This window comes from Anoxybacillus thermarum, from assembly GCF_000836725.1.
In the GTDB taxonomy this organism is placed as follows: Bacteria; Bacillota; Bacilli; order Bacillales; family Anoxybacillaceae; genus Anoxybacillus; species Anoxybacillus thermarum.
In genome coordinates, this window is sequence record NZ_JXTH01000036.1 from 13,443 (window position 1) to 28,426 (window position 14,984).

Sequence of the window (14,984 nt, forward strand, 5' to 3'; positions counted from 1 at the left end):
TAAAAAGCCAGTTTAATCATCGTGATGACACAATGACTAAACTGGCTGGTGCTTATGAGTTGCTCGCCGATCAGACGAGTAAAATAAGCTCCACAGTTTTTGCTTATTTGCTTTTATTTTAAGACAATCTTTTTTATTTTGTCAAACTATTTTTAAAATAAAAAATATTTACAAAATAAACGTGCTGTTTTATACTGAAAGTAGCTAGCCCCACCAAACAACTGACCGTTTGGCTTCGGGTAGCAACGTAAGTTTTTTTGTTAAAGAACTGTTCCGATTCGACCGACTTTCTTTTCGAAAGACACGCTCGAATCGTTTATGCCAGTTCCTCTCCTGTACGTTGTAGGGAGGGACTGGTTTTTTTATTACGAAAATGGAGGTGAACGAATGGCCGGAGCTTTAGATGGGATTCGAGTAATTGACTTGACGCGCGTTCTTGCTGGCCCATATGCCACAATGATTTTAGGTGATCTCGGGGCAGATGTCATAAAAATCGAAGCACCGAGAGGGTCAGATGATACACGTTTTTGGGGACCACCGTTTCAAAACGGTATGAGCGCTTACTATGCAGCTGTCAATCGAAACAAACGAAGCATAACTGTCAATTTAAAAGATGAAAGCGGAAAAGAAACGATTCGTCAACTTTCAAAAACAGCCGACATTATCATTCACAATTTTAAAACAGGAACGATGGAACGGCTTGGGCTTGGGTATGATGATCTGTCCGCCATCAATCCGAAACTCATCTACTGCTCAATTACTGGATTTGGTGAAACAGGGCCGTATCATCATTTAGCTGGCTACGATTATATCATTCAAGCGATGAGCGGCTGGATGAGCATTAACGGGACAGAACAATCCGGACCGTTAAAAGTCGGCGTGGCGGTCACAGATATCTTCACAGGTTTGTATGCAGCGATCGCCGTACAAGCAGCACTCATCGCTCGGCAAAAAACAGGAAGCGGACAAAAAATTGATTTAAGTTTATTTGATTGTGCCATTAGTGCGCTTGTAAACGTCGCGTCGAATTATCTCATGTCCGGTGAAGTGCCAAAACCGTTAGGAAACGATCATCCAAACATCGTTCCGTATTCGACATATGAAGCAAGCGATGGTTTGTTTGTTGTTGCCGTCGGAAACGATCGGCAATTTCAAGCACTATGCGAACTGCTAGAAGATCAATCAATCGGTGCAGATGAGCGATTTCGAACAAATGCCGGTAGAGTCGCCCATCGCCATGAACTAAATCGTCGGCTAAACGATGAATTAAAAAAGAAAACGCGTGCACAATGGCAGAAATTGTTTGAACAAAAAGGCATTCCTTGCGGTCCTGTTCATACGCTAGATCAAGTGTTTCAACATGCACAAACGCACGCACGAAACATGCTCATCCACATGGATCACCCAGATGTTGGAACGTTAAAACTGGTCGGCACACCGTTAAAGTTTTCACACACACCGGTCACATATCGATTTGCTCCACCTCTTGCAGGGGAACATAACGATTTATTTATTAAAGGAGGAAAAAAACTTGATGAACTTTGATTTTACTCCAGAACAAGAAATGTTGCGACAAACGGTAAGAAAATTTGTTGATAAAGAAATTTTACCTCACATAAAAGAATGGGATGAACGAGGCTATTTCGATCCAAACATTTTAAAACGTCTTGCACAATTAAACTTAATGGGCGTATGCATTCCAGAGCAATACGGCGGAATGGGGATGGATTACAATTCACTAGCCATCGTATGTGAAGAGCTTGAACGTGGAGATACTGCGTTTCGCACAGCCGTTTCTGTCCATATCGGACTTAATAGTTTAACACTACTTCAATGGGGAACAGAAGAACAAAAACAAAAATATCTCGTACCACAAGCAAAAGGGGAGAAAATTGGGGCATTCGGATTAACGGAGCCAAACGCTGGTTCAGATGTCGCAGCCATTTCCACAACTGCTGTACGCGATGGAGATGACTATATTTTAAACGGACAAAAAACGTGGATTTCTCTTTGTGACATTGCCGACCATTTCATCGTTTTCGCTTACACAGATAAATCAAAAAAACATCGCGGTATTTCTGCTTTTATCGTTGAACGGACGATGCCTGGTTTTTCATCACGTGCCATCAAAGGAAAACTTGGCATTCGTGCAGGCAATACAGGCGAGCTGTTTTTCGACAATGTCCGCGTCCCAAAAGAAAATTTACTCGGAGAAGAAGGAGAAGGGTTTAAAATTGCGATGTCCGCACTCGATAACGGACGATTTACTGTTGCTGCTGGGGCGTGCGGCTTAATTATGGCTTGTTTAGAAGCAAGTGTGAAATATTGCCACGAACGAAAAACGTTTGGAAAGGAAATTGGCCGCCATCAACTCGTGCAACAAATGATTGCGAACATGGAAGCAGGGTTGCAAATGAGCCGCTTGCTCGTATATAAAGCAGGATTTTTGAAAAATAAAGGAAGACGAAATACGCGTGAAACATCGTTAGCGAAATGGATGGCATGCGACTTTGCAAATAAGGCTGCTGACGACGCGGTACAAATTCACGGGGCTTATGGCTATTCCAATGAATATCCTGTAGAACGATATTTACGCAACTCAAAAGCGCCAGTCATTTACGAAGGAACGCGCGAAATTCATACGATTATGCAAGCGGAATACGTGCTTGGCTATCGTCAAGATAAACCGCTCCGAAAAATGCTTCCAGCTTGGGAAGAAAAATAGAAGGTGGCTCGTGTCACCTTCTATTTTTCTGCATGCATCTTTTCTTCTAGTTTACAATATTGTTTATACAAATCTTTTAATGCTGCGCATAACGCTTGATTTGCTTTTCCTAAATACCCTTCGTGTAATTGAGCGAGCGGCTCGTCAATTCCATCTTTTAATGAATGCCCTTTTAACAACCTCGCCACATAATCACGGCCGTGTTCTGTTGCTAACGTACAAGAAGCATCCACGATGACACCGTACTTTTTATCTACTTCTGCTGTAATCGTCAACGTATCAAACACGCTTTTTGCCGCCATTCCTGAAGGCAATCGTGCATGACCGGCAATGAATTGCGTATTCATTCCTCTCCCCCCATCACCATGTTACTTCCTATTATAACGGTGGGCTGTGTCAATGCTTTGAACAATCTTTCGACAAAATCAATTAAATCTTCATAATTCCACCTGTACTTGCGGACGTTACGAGCTTCGAGTAGCGAGCTAAATATCCTGTTTTTACTTTCGGTTCAAATACTTTCCAATTTGCTTTTCGCTTTTCCCACTCTTCTTCTGGAACATGAACATCAATTGTTCGTTTTACAATATCAATGACAATGTGATCCCCATTTTCCACAAAAGCAATTGGGCCTCCTTCAGCTGCTTCCGGTGATACGTGCCCAATCGATAGCCCACGGGAAGCACCGGAGAAACGACCGTCCGTAATGAGCGCTACTTTCGTCCCTAATCCCATCCCGACAATTTGTGATGTCGGTGCTAACATCTCTGGCATACCTGGTCCACCTTTTGGCCCTTCGTAACGAATAATGACGACATGCCCCGGCTGTACTTTCCCTGCCGCGATCCCTTCAAGCGCTTCTTCTTGAGAGTCAAATACGATTGCTGGTCCTTCGTGACGCGTAATTCCTCCTTGAATGCCACCTGTTTTAATAATTGCACCATCTGGAGCTAAATTGCCGAACAATACAGCCAGTCCGCCTGTTTCTGAATACGGATTGTCAATCGGACGAATAACTTCATAGTTTCTCACTTCGCACCCTGCAATGTTTTCACCGAGCGTTTTTCCCGACACCGTCAATGCATCTAAATGAAGCGTGCCTTCTTTTTTCGACAATTCATGTAATACCGCAGACACTCCACCTGCTTCATGTAAGTCCTCAATATGCATATCGGATGCTGGAGCGAGTTTTGCTAAATGTGGTACGCGGGCCGCAACTTCATTAATTCGCTCAAGCGGATAATGAATGCCTGCTTCATTCGCAATCGCTAACGTATGTAGCACCGTATTTGTTGAACCACCGAGAGCCATGTCAAGTGCAAACGCGTTATCAATTGCTTTTTCGGTCACAATATCACGTGGTTTAATATCATGCTCAATTAAATACATTAACTGTTGAGCCGAACGGCGCACAAATTCTTTTCGTGCCGGATCAATGGCTAAAATCGTACCGTTACCCGGAAGAGCTAGGCCAAGCGCTTCAGCTAAACAGTTCATCGAATTGGCTGTAAACATCCCTGAGCAAGAACCACATGTCGGACAGCCGTACTGTTCAAGTTCTTGTAACCCTTTTTCGTCAATTTTCCCCGCTTGATATGCTCCCACTCCTTCAAATACAGAAGAGAGTGAAATTTTTTTGCCATCGCTTGTCACACCCGCTTTCATCGGCCCCCCGCTTACAAAAATGGTTGGAATGTTTAAGCGCATCGCAGCCATCATCATACCAGGTGTAATTTTATCGCAGTTTGGAATGCATACCATCCCATCAAACCAATGCGCAGAAACGACGGTTTCAACAGAATCGGCGATAATTTCACGGCTCGGCAACGAATAGCGCATGCCGATATGTCCCATCGCGATGCCATCATCCACTCCGATCGTATTCATTTCAAACGGAACACCGCCGGCTTCACGAATCGCTTCTTTCACAATTTTACCAAATTCTTGTAAATGAACATGTCCTGGAATAATATCAATATACGAGTTTACAACCGCAATAAACGGTTTATTGAAATCTTCTTCTTTTACCCCTGCCGCACGCAATAAACTACGATGTGGCGCACGGTCAAATCCTTTTTTAATCATATCGCTACGCAAAACAAATCCCTCCATCTTTTCTGAACTTGTTAAACATTGTAGCACTTTTTTAAATAAAATGACAATTCTAAAAATAAAAATCCCTTTATCTACAAATATCGTAGACAAAGGGGCTAATTCTTTGTTTATTGATCGCAATCTATTTTATCTTTATGTTTTTTTCGTTTGTGTTCATGAAAAAGATGAATTAAATCGCTAACATCTTCTAACTTAAATTGAAGTAGCATTTGATTTTTCAGTACGGTCCGTAACGTTCGCTCAACAGATCGGTTGACTTTCAATAAATCATGAAGCGTCTGTGCTTTCGTTCCACTTGCACTCGTTGTGAGGGTGCCTAACACGGCTTGCAACTTTTCTGCCTCAGCATTCATAATATGTGCCAAACTTAATTCTTCCAATGCGATCGATGCAAGCAATAACGATAGCACATCTTCTTCATCTAAATCAATGTCCGGCTTAATATTAGGGATGTTTGGAAAAGACAAGTAGATCATCTCCTTTTTTCAATGATACAACAATCATATGCACAAAAAGAGGAGATGATTCATTTCCCTAAGAAACCGTCAACTTCTTTCGCTACTTCCCGACCTTCATGAATAGCCCAAACGACAAGACTTTGTCCGCGTCTTGCATCACCTGCGACAAATACCCCTTTGACGTTCGTCTTGTATCGTGACGCTTTTACTTTTTTGTTTCCTGTTTCTATTCCAAATTGTTGTAAAAGTGATGGCTCTGGTCCTTCAAAACCGATGGCGATTAACACGATGTCACATGGCCATACTTTCTCTGTACCTGGAATTTCTTTAAATACAATACACCCATGTTCATCTACTATTTTTTCCATTTGAATCGTATGCAGTTCCTTTACGTTCCCTCTATCATCACCGACGATTTTTTTCGTTTGAATGCAATATTGACGTGGATCCGTACCAAACTTCGCTTCCGCTTCTTCATATGCATAATCAACGGTAAAAATAAGAGGATATTGTGGCCACGGATTATCACTTGCACGATCAGTCGGCAGCGCGGGGTGCTTGCCGAACTGAACAATGCTTTTACATTGTTGCCGCAATGCCGTCGCCACACAGTCAGCTCCTGTATCTCCACCACCGATGACGATGACATGTTTATGTTTGGCATCAATAAATGCTTCGTCTTTTTCACCGGTCAACAACCATTTTGTTGTTTGGGTTAAGTAATCCATTGCAAAATGAACGCCTTCTAATTCGCGTCCTTCTATAACAAGATCGCGCTGTTTTTGCGCTCCAATACAAAGCACAACCGCATCATATTGTTTCTGTAACTCATTGACAGTGATATGCTTTCCAACTTCTGTATTCGTGATAAATGTAATTCCTTCTTCGCTAAGCAGGCGCACACGCCGTTCGACGATATCTTTTCCAAGTTTCATATTCGGAATGCCGTATGTTAATAGTCCCCCTATGCGATCGGCACGCTCGTATACAGTGACAAGATGGCCTGCTTGATTTAATTCGTCTGCACATGCTAAGCCGGCTGGTCCTGAGCCGATCACAGCGACTTTTTTTCCTGTTCGCTTGTTCGGAATGCGCGGTTGAACCCAACCTTCTGCGAATGCTTTGTCGATGATTGCTCGCTCAATTCCTTTAATGGCCACCGCCGAATCGGAAATGGCTACGGTGCACGATCCTTCACACGGTGCTGGGCAGACACGCCCCGTAAACTCTGGGAAGTTATTCGTTTTTGCTAACCGTTCAAACGCTTCTTTCCAACGTCCACGGTATACAAGATCGTTCCATTCTGGAATGAGATTATGAATCGGACATCCTGACGTTAATCCATTTAGTTCCATTCCCATATGACAAAAAGGGGTACCGCAATCCATACATCTTGCTCCTTGACGTGCTAACGTTTCATTGGAAAACGGAAACGTATATTCGTTCCAATCTTGTAAACGAGAAAGCGGATCGCGCTTTTTTTCTTCCTCCCGTACATATTCCATAAACCCTGTTGCTTTCCCCATCGTTCTCCCCCTTTCTTTTCTACAGAAGCGATCGCTTACTTCGCGACCGCTTCGATTACTTTTTCAGTTACAACACCTTTTTTGCTTGCAACCGTTTCAAATGCTTGAAATACCGCTTCATCATGCGACAATCCGCGTTGCTTCAGCGCCTCAATCGTTTCAATCATAAGCTTATAATTTTTCGGAATGACTTTGACGATGTCTTTCACAACATGTTCCCAATTTGCAAGCACATACGCCGCTTTCGGGCTTTCTGTATATTCGTAATGTTTCATAATCATATGTTGCACATCTCGTATTTCGTTTTCGTCGACTAATGATTCAAATAAAACGAGTTCATGGTTTGCACGTTTTTTCCACCCATCGTCATCAGCAAGTACGTATGCAATACCACCCGACATTCCCGCGGCGAAATTTTTTCCAACAGAACCGAGAATAACGACACGTCCACCTGTCATATACTCACAGCCATGATCCCCAACACCTTCAACAACGGCAACAACTCCGCTATTGCGAACGCAAAAACGTTCCCCAGCTCGACCGCGAATGTACGCTTCACCGCTTGTTGCGCCGTAAAACGCCACGTTTCCGATAATCACTTGGTCTCTACATGCAAACTCCGCTTCATGTGGCGGACGAATGATTACTTTTCCACCTGACAACCCTTTTCCAACATAATCGTTCGCATCTCCGATGAGTGTCATCGTCATTCCTTTTGGTACAAATGCTGCAAAACTTTGTCCGGCTGATCCGTGAACATGTAGTCGGATCGTATCTTCTGGAAGACCTTCTTCTCCGTATCGTTTTGATATTTCGCTACCTACCATTGCACCGACTGTGCGATGAACGTTACGAATCGGGACATGTAACTGTACCGGTTTTTTATCTTCTAGCGCTTTCTTTATCGCAGGCAAAATAATTGTATGATCAAGCGTTTCGTCGAGACGATGGTTTTGCGGTTTAGAAAACGTTCTCGGCCCGTGCACTTGATACAACAAGCGCGATAAATCAAGATGTTTCGCTTTCCAATGTCGTTTCGCCCGCTCGCTTATTTTTAATACATCTACCCGCCCAACCATTTCTTCGATCGTGCGGAAACCGAGTTGCGCCATTATCTCACGCACTTCTTGGGCAATAAAATACATGAAATTGACGATATGCTCCGGTTTCCCTGTAAATTTTGCCCGCAATTCAGGATTTTGTGTCGCTACACCAACAGGGCACGTATCTAAATGACAAACGCGCATCATGACACACCCTAAAACGACAAGCGGAGCGGTCGCAAAACCAAACTCTTCAGCTCCAAGCAATGCGGCCATCACAACATCACGACCAGTCATTAATTTTCCGTCTGTTTCTAATACAACACGATCTCGTAATCCGTTTAACATAAGCGTTTGATGCGTTTCAGCTAAACCGAGCTCCCACGGAAGACCGGCATGTTTAATGCTCATTTTTGGGGAAGCGCCCGTACCACCGTCATATCCGCTAATAACGATCACATCGGCACCACCTTTAGCCACTCCTGCCGCGATTGTACCAACACCAGATTTTGCAACGAGTTTCACACTAATACGCGCATGCCGATTCACATTTTTCAAGTCATAAATGAGTTGAGCTAAATCTTCAATGGAATAAATATCATGATGCGGTGGCGGCGAAATAAGCTCGACACCAGGCGTAGATCCACGCACTTTTCCAATCCACGGATATACTTTATTGGCAGGAAGTTGTCCTCCTTCTCCCGGTTTTGCACCTTGCGCCATTTTAATTTGTAACTCATCGGCATGGACTAAATAATGGCTTTTTACACCGAATCGTCCCGATGCAACTTGCTTAATTGCGCTGCGACGAAAATCACCATTTTCATCTCGCACATAGCGTCGCGGATCTTCCCCACCTTCTCCGCTATTGCTCTTTCCACCGATGCGATTCATTGCAATCGCAAGCGCTTCGTGGGCTTCTTCGCTCAACGAACCATATGACATCGCTCCTGTTTTAAACCGGCGTACAATCGCTTCTATCGGCTCGACTTCCTCGATAGGAATCGGTGTGCGCGTTTCATCAAACGTAAATAAGTTACGCAAAAATGTGATTTGCTCTTCGTTTGCCATTTTCGAGTATTGTTTAAATAGTTCGTAGTCATTTTTTCGACACGCCCATTGTAACGTATGAATCGTTTTCGGATTAAACGCATGATGTTCACCGTTTTTACGCCATTGCAATTCACTTCCAGAATCTAATGTTTGATCATAAGATGTGTGGAACGCTTGCATATGGCGCATTTTTGCTTCTTGAGCAATTTCGTTTAAGCCGATTCCGCCAATTTGCGATGCTGTTCCTGTAAAATATTGTTCAATAACATCGTTTCCAATACCGATTGCTTCAAAAATTTGCGCACCGCGATAGCTTTGCACCGTTGAAATACCCATTTTTGACATCACTTTCACAACGCCATCTGTCGCTGCTTTTTTATACGTTTCGACCGCATGTTCATATGTGGACGCGATAATCCCTTTTTCGACCGCTTCACGAATCGTCGCAAAAGCTATATATGGATGAATGGCGTCCGCTCCATAACCAATTAACGCAGCAAAATGATGTACTTCGCGCGCTTCTCCGCTTTCAACAATTAAGCTTACTTTTGTACGCGTCCCTTTCCGCACGAGATGTTGATGCACCGCGCTGACTGCCAAAAGCGCAGGAATGGCTATGCGCTGCTCATTCATTGATCGATCGGATAAAATAATTAACGTCACACCGTTGGCAATTGCTTCATCTACCGCTTGACATAATTCATCTAACGCTCCTTTTAAATCATTTGTAAAAACAGTAGATAATGTAACGCATAAAAATTCGCGATACGGATTCATTCGAAGTGCCTTTAATTGTTTGTTCGTTATAATCGGACAATCCAGACGAATGCGACGGGCAGCCGACGCATCTGGGTTTAACAGATCCCCTTCTCTTCCAAGAAACGTCACCGTCGATGTAACAGTATATTCACGAATGGCATCGATCGGCGGATTTGTCACTTGCGCAAATAGTTGTTTAAAATAATTGAACAAACTTTGTGGCCGATCGGACAAAACCGCTAACGGCGTGTCATTTCCCATCGCTCCTGTCGGATCTTTTCCTTCCGTCGCCATCGGAATGATCGTTTTTTCGACATCTTCATACGTATACCCGAACGCTTTTTGTTTCGTGACGAGATCATCGAACAATTGTTCATCATCGTCCGTTTTTAATTCGTCAATTGAAACGATTTGTTCGTCTACCCATTGACGATACGGACGTTCATTGGCGATTTGCGTTTTTATTTCGTCATCAGAAATGATGCGCCCTTGTTCAAAATCAATAAAAAGCATTTTCCCAGGGCTTAATCGTTCTTTATACAAAACATTTTCCGGCGCTACATCGATGACTCCGACTTCCGATGAAAAAATAATATAGTCATCTTTTGTGACATAGTAACGGGCTGGACGCAGACCGTTGCGATCGAGAATGCCGCCAATTTGCTTGCCATTTGTGAATACGATTGCTGTCGGACCATCCCACGGCTCCATAAGACAGCTATAATATTCATAAAACGCTTTTTTATCTTCATCCATCTCTTTATCCCAATACCACGGTTCAGGAATGAGCATCATCGCCGTTTCAGCGAGCGATTTTCCTGCTAACACAAAAAATTCAAACGCATTATCAAGCATGGACGAATCGCTTCCGTTCGTATCTAAAATTGGAAGTACTTTTTGTAAATCTTCTCCAAACACTGGGGAGGAAAACTGCTTTTCACGTGCCATCATCCAATGAATATTCCCACGCAATGTGTTAATCTCCCCGTTATGAATTAAATAACGATTTGGATGCGCTCGCTCCCAACTTGGAAACGTATTTGTGCTAAAGCGCGAGTGAACGAGCGCAAACGCTGAACGAAATCGCTCGTCTTGTAAATCGATATAAAAAGCATCTAGTTGTTCAGGAGTAACTAGTCCTTTGTAAACAATTGTGCGACTGGATAAACTCGAAAAATAATATTCATTGTTTTTTACAACTTTTTCTGCCCGTTTACGAATGACATATAGCTTTCGCTCAAAATGTTGTTCATCTGTCACTTCATCGCTTGCCGCGATAAAAAGCTGCCGAATGTACGGACGACTTTGTTTTGCTAATGTTCCAAGTTTTTCGACATCAACAGGTACATCTCGCCATCCGAGCACCTTTTGTCCTTCTTCATGAACGATATGATTGATTTGACGTTCTAACATCGTTCTTTTCTGCTCGCTATGCTCAAAAAAGAAAATCATCCCGACCCCATAACGCCCTTTAGGCGGAAGTGAAAATGGACAAACAAAACGAAAATAATCGTCAGGAATTTGCACCATGATTCCAGCCCCGTCACCTGTTTGCGGGTCGCTTCCTTGCCCCCCCCGATGTTCTAATTGCCGTAACATATGAAGGCCCTGCTCTACAATATGATGAGACGCTTCACCTTTTAAGTGAGCATATAAACCGATCCCACATGCATCATGTTCAAACTGCGGACGGTACAATCCTTGCGCTTTTGGTAAACCTCTCATGTGAATCCCCCATTCCGTCATCATGTATGTATAATTGTAGATTTCAACAATCATACAAACAATATATAATTTAGATAACATTCATCTCATTTCGAGAATGATGGAAAGGAGTAGAAAATATGGAATTAAGACAACTCGTTTATTTCACGGAAGTCGCGAAACGAGAGCATGTGTCAGAAGCTGCTGAAGCATTGCATGTTGCTCAATCCGCCGTCAGTCGCCAAATTGCCAATTTGGAGAATGAGCTTGGCGTGAAGTTATTTGAACGAGAAGGAAGAAATGTGAAATTAACACCGATCGGACGTCACTTTTTACAACATATTGAATTAGCACTAAAAGCGATCGACTATGCAAAACAACAAATTGAGGAATATTTAGATCCAGAACGCGGAACGATTAAAATCGGTTTTCCAACGAGTCTTGCAAGCTATACGATGCCGATGGTCATTTCTACGTTTAAACAACGACATCCACACATTTCTTTTCATTTGCGTCAAGGGTCATATAAATTTTTAATTGAGGCGGTAAAAAAGCGAGAAATCGATTTAGCTTTTTTAGGACCTGTTCCAACAGAGGAAAAAGGTATTCGAGGGGATATTTTATTTACAGAGTCGTTCGCAGCGCTCATTCCGAAAGATCATTCACTTAGTCAGAAACGAAGCATTGCGCTAAGTGAATTGCGGCACGAACCGTTTGTCATGTTTCCTCAAGGATTTATTTTGCGAAAAATCGTCGAAGATGCTTGCAAACAGGCAGGCTTTTCTCCGATTATTTCATCAGAAGGAGAAGATTTAGATGCGATCAAAGGGCTCGTTTCAGCAAGTATTGGCGTTACTTTATTACCAGAGAGCACGTTTTATGAAACAACCCCACGCTATACGGTGAAAGTGCCAATTGACCTCCCACTCGTCCGACGCAATGTCGGGATCATTTTACCTAAGTGCGATCTGCCACCATCTGTCAATGTATTTTATCAATTCGTCAAACAATTTTTCGCAATGTTGGATCGATATCAGTAAGCCAGCTGATGTACATAGCCGGCTTACTGTCCTTATACAGATAAATCAATGCCAACAACGCCAACGACATGCCCGTCTTGAACGATCGGTGCGGAAATGGTTAAACACGGACGCTTCGTTAACGCAGATATATACACCGAAGAAACGTATACATTCCCTTTTGCAGCTTCAACAAACCACGGACGAGCTTTGGCATTTACAAGTCCCGCAGGAGGATTCGAATAAATGAACGTACCGTCCACCCGATTCGACCAAACAGCTTCTACATTTTCATTCATGTTTAAAAATTCATTTAAGTATGCCTCATGTTCACTTGTTTGTAAACGAGCGAGCGGATAAGAGCGTAAAAACAATGTAAGCTTTTCTTTCATTTGTTCAATCACATGTAGATCAACGGAAGTTGCCGTTACACGTTCATCGTTTTTTATAATTGTTTGCAACTCGTTCGATGTTTTTTCAATCGCTTCGTTCACTTGTAGCACCTGTTTCACATTTTCATGTTGTACATCCATATGTTTTGCGACTTCATGGGCATGATTTTTATTTTCCTGCACCATGGAAGAAATATATTCAAGCAAAGCCGAAATTTCTTGCACACTCGCCGTCTGTTCGTCGACCGATTGCGACGAATCGTGTGCCATTGCTGTCATATGATGAAGTCTTTCCCTAAAATCACATAAAACAGAGAAAATGTGATTCATTTCATTTGACCCGTTGTTAATTTGTTCTGTTTCTGATTTTACCATATGCATGGTTGAAGCGATCCCAGACTGAATAGATGATAAAATGTCCCGCGTTTGCTCTACGGCAGCTGACGTTTGGTTAGCTAATTTCCCAACTTCGTTTGCAACGACCGAAAACCCTTTCCCATGTTCCCCCGCACGGGCAGATTCAATATTCGCATTGAGCGCTAAAATACTCGTTCGCTGCGAGATAGAAGCAATCGTCGAAAGAATGTGATGAATTTCTTGTGAACGCTCTACTAACAGCTCCATTTGACGAAGAAGCGCATAATGACCTGTTCGCAAATCATCCATTTCACGTTGAAGGTTTTTTAAAGAGTGTAGCGAGCGGATCAGTTCGTTATAAGATGCTTCACTATCTGCATGAATGCGCTGAGAAACGTCTGAAATTTTTAATGCCGATCGTTCAATCATTTTCGTCTTCTCTTCTACTTGAGCTGTATAAATTACTGTTTTTTCCAAGCGGTCAATTAATTGGAATGTGCTCTGTTGCGTTGCGCTTGATGTTTCATCAAGCGAGGAAGCAGCTAATTTCATTTGCTCGACAACTGCCTTTAGCTGGTCAGCCGCCACTTCAATTTGACTGAGCACCACGCTCTGCTTCGTTTCTTTCACCTCTTCTTTTCTTAGTCCCTTCTTTAACAAGAACATATTCTCACCTTCTTATGTCATATTTTATAACACAAATATAACATAAGAAGTCAACAAAATAAACATTTTTATAAAAATTCAAAATATTTCTTTTTTACGGCGTTATTTTCCAGAAAATACCCACATACGACTACCAATCCAATTGATAACTATTCCACTTATCGTTGCCATAAATTTACTTAAAAAAACTGAAAACATTTGATTGCATCCGTACAATACAATGATCGTCGCCGTGAGAGAACAAAAGTTTAAAACGAGGAAACGAACAAATTGTTTCATAATTGCCCCCTTCACTCGAAATGTCCATATCCGATTCCACATATAGCTGTTTACTACCCCCGCACTATATGCAAAAGTTTGTGCCCACACTTGTGGCACATTAAGCGATACAAAGAAGAAAAAAAGCAACCAATCAACAACTGTATTACTTATCCCTACAACAATAAAACGAATAAATGTAACGTAACTAGACATCTATCACACCTTCTCAACAAATCTGTAACACATGTTGGATTTTTATGTTAATATAAAAAGGAAACAAATATCAAGTGGTGGAAATAATACAAATAAAAGGAGATCATACCATGGATTATAAACTGGAGAACATTGATGTTGAACTAGTTATTGTAGGAAAGGGATATGAAGTAAAGACAAATGAAGCGTTTCAAATGATCCCTTCGCTTTGGGAATATGCCAAAAAAGATGGATTGATGGAAAAGTTGATCGATTTATCATGGGAACAACCAAAATGCAAACTTGAAGGGTTGTTAGGTGTTTGCGGAACAACATCCGCGATAACAGATGAGAAATTTACTTATTTTATGGGCATACATTATGATAAAGAAGTTCCAAACGATATGCAACGTATAACAATGAGTCAGTCAAGACTTTGTGGAGAACATTTTTTCGGTTCACTACGGGTGTTGTCAATCACTAGTTAGCGAACCATTTTCAGGAATTGATATCGTAAGCGCTTTTGGACTCTCATCCCTCATCTTGAAGTGATGATATTGTATTCCATTTTTTTACACCCAACCAAAATCCCGAAGCGCCGACAACGCTTGATGGATCGGCGTCCCGGATGACCGCTGCAGACACGGTAGATTCTGACGCACCACATCTGCCCACAACCGTCCTGCCTTCCGTTTGGCCTGTTCAACCCGCTTG

At 42.4% G+C, this 14,984-nt stretch carries 11 protein-coding genes and 1 pseudogene; 4 read left to right on the forward strand and 8 right to left on the reverse strand.

Features of this window, described 5'->3' with window-relative positions:
• Window positions 1-387: 387 nt before the first annotated feature.
• A complete protein-coding gene (locus LH47_RS09385) occupies window positions 388-1,545 on the forward strand; it encodes a CaiB/BaiF CoA transferase family protein (protein ID WP_043966858.1) in 1,158 nt (385 codons plus the stop codon).
• Window positions 1,535-2,725, forward strand: coding sequence for an acyl-CoA dehydrogenase family protein (locus tag LH47_RS09390; protein ID WP_021095283.1), 1,191 nt, complete (start codon window positions 1,535-1,537; stop codon window positions 2,723-2,725). Before LH47_RS09385 ends, LH47_RS09390 begins: the two co-directional genes overlap by 11 nt.
• Window positions 2,726-2,745: 20 nt before the next feature.
• On the opposite strand, the gene LH47_RS09395 is transcribed toward LH47_RS09390, so the two are convergent.
• The 5 genes from LH47_RS09395 to gltB form a co-directional block, all read right to left on the reverse strand.
• Window positions 2,746-3,072 (reverse strand): DUF3870 domain-containing protein, encoded by a 327-nt coding sequence (locus LH47_RS09395; RefSeq protein ID WP_003395822.1) that lies wholly within the window; start codon window positions 3,070-3,072, stop codon window positions 2,746-2,748.
• Window positions 3,073-3,154: 82 nt separating this feature from the next.
• Window positions 3,155-4,837 carry a dihydroxy-acid dehydratase gene (gene ilvD / locus LH47_RS09400; protein WP_043966869.1) on the reverse strand — a complete coding sequence of 561 codons (1,683 nt, stop codon included), beginning with the start codon at window positions 4,835-4,837 and terminating at the stop codon, window positions 3,155-3,157.
• Window positions 4,838-4,947: 110 nt separating this feature from the next.
• Complete coding sequence (locus LH47_RS09405; RefSeq protein ID WP_043966860.1) at window positions 4,948-5,307, reverse strand: hypothetical protein; 360 nt, start codon at window positions 5,305-5,307, stop codon at window positions 4,948-4,950.
• A gap of 59 nt (window positions 5,308-5,366) precedes the next feature.
• Window positions 5,367-6,824, reverse strand: a complete 1,458-nt coding sequence (locus LH47_RS09410; protein ID WP_043966862.1) for a glutamate synthase subunit beta — start codon at window positions 6,822-6,824, stop codon at window positions 5,367-5,369.
• 35 nt (window positions 6,825-6,859) lie between these two features.
• Window positions 6,860-11,404: a glutamate synthase large subunit gene (gene gltB / locus LH47_RS09415; protein WP_043966871.1), complete on the reverse strand. Its 4,545-nt coding sequence runs from the start codon at window positions 11,402-11,404 to the stop codon at window positions 6,860-6,862.
• 119 nt (window positions 11,405-11,523) lie between these two features.
• Between gltB and LH47_RS09420 the strand changes: the two genes are divergently transcribed.
• Window positions 11,524-12,423 (forward strand): LysR family transcriptional regulator, encoded by a 900-nt coding sequence (locus LH47_RS09420; protein ID WP_043966864.1) that lies wholly within the window; start codon window positions 11,524-11,526, stop codon window positions 12,421-12,423.
• Window positions 12,424-12,455: 32 nt separating this feature from the next.
• Here LH47_RS09420 and LH47_RS09425 read toward each other — a convergent pair whose 3' ends face one another.
• Window positions 12,456-13,817, reverse strand: a complete 1,362-nt coding sequence (locus LH47_RS09425) for a methyl-accepting chemotaxis protein (RefSeq protein ID WP_043966865.1) — start codon at window positions 13,815-13,817, stop codon at window positions 12,456-12,458.
• Between the two features lie 102 nt (window positions 13,818-13,919).
• Window positions 13,920-14,291 carry a GtrA family protein gene (locus LH47_RS09430; RefSeq protein ID WP_043966867.1) on the reverse strand — a complete coding sequence of 124 codons (372 nt, stop codon included), beginning with the start codon at window positions 14,289-14,291 and terminating at the stop codon, window positions 13,920-13,922.
• Window positions 14,292-14,401: 110 nt separating this feature from the next.
• Between LH47_RS09430 and LH47_RS09435 the strand changes: the two genes are divergently transcribed.
• Window positions 14,402-14,758 carry a GyrI-like domain-containing protein gene (locus LH47_RS09435; RefSeq protein WP_235341097.1) on the forward strand — a complete coding sequence of 119 codons (357 nt, stop codon included), beginning with the start codon at window positions 14,402-14,404 and terminating at the stop codon, window positions 14,756-14,758.
• Window positions 14,759-14,842: 84 nt separating this feature from the next.
• Here the strand turns inward: LH47_RS09435 and LH47_RS15275 are convergent.
• A pseudogene (locus LH47_RS15275) lies at window positions 14,843-14,984 on the reverse strand (UPF0236 family protein); the annotation flags it as partial.

Bases quoted from the DNA above. Each gene is read 5' to 3' on its own strand.
- LH47_RS09385 (WP_043966858.1), top strand. From the start codon at position 388: ATGGCCGGAGCTTTAGATGGGATTCGAGTAATTGACTTGACGCGCGTT.
- LH47_RS09390 (WP_021095283.1), top strand. From the start codon at position 1,535: ATGAACTTTGATTTTACTCCAGAACAAGAAATGTTGCGACAAACGGTA.
- LH47_RS09395 (WP_003395822.1), bottom strand. From the start codon at position 3,072: ATGAATACGCAATTCATTGCCGGTCATGCACGATTGCCTTCAGGAATG.
- ilvD (WP_043966869.1), bottom strand. From the start codon at position 4,837: ATGGAGGGATTTGTTTTGCGTAGCGATATGATTAAAAAAGGATTTGAC.
- LH47_RS09410 (WP_043966862.1), bottom strand. From the start codon at position 6,824: ATGGGGAAAGCAACAGGGTTTATGGAATATGTACGGGAGGAAGAAAAA.
- gltB (WP_043966871.1), bottom strand. From the start codon at position 11,404: ATGAGAGGTTTACCAAAAGCGCAAGGATTGTACCGTCCGCAGTTTGAA.
- LH47_RS09420 (WP_043966864.1), top strand. From the start codon at position 11,524: ATGGAATTAAGACAACTCGTTTATTTCACGGAAGTCGCGAAACGAGAG.
- LH47_RS09425 (WP_043966865.1), bottom strand. From the start codon at position 13,817: ATGTTCTTGTTAAAGAAGGGACTAAGAAAAGAAGAGGTGAAAGAAACG.
- LH47_RS09430 (WP_043966867.1), bottom strand. From the start codon at position 14,291: ATGTCTAGTTACGTTACATTTATTCGTTTTATTGTTGTAGGGATAAGT.
- LH47_RS09435 (WP_235341097.1), top strand. From the start codon at position 14,402: ATGGATTATAAACTGGAGAACATTGATGTTGAACTAGTTATTGTAGGA.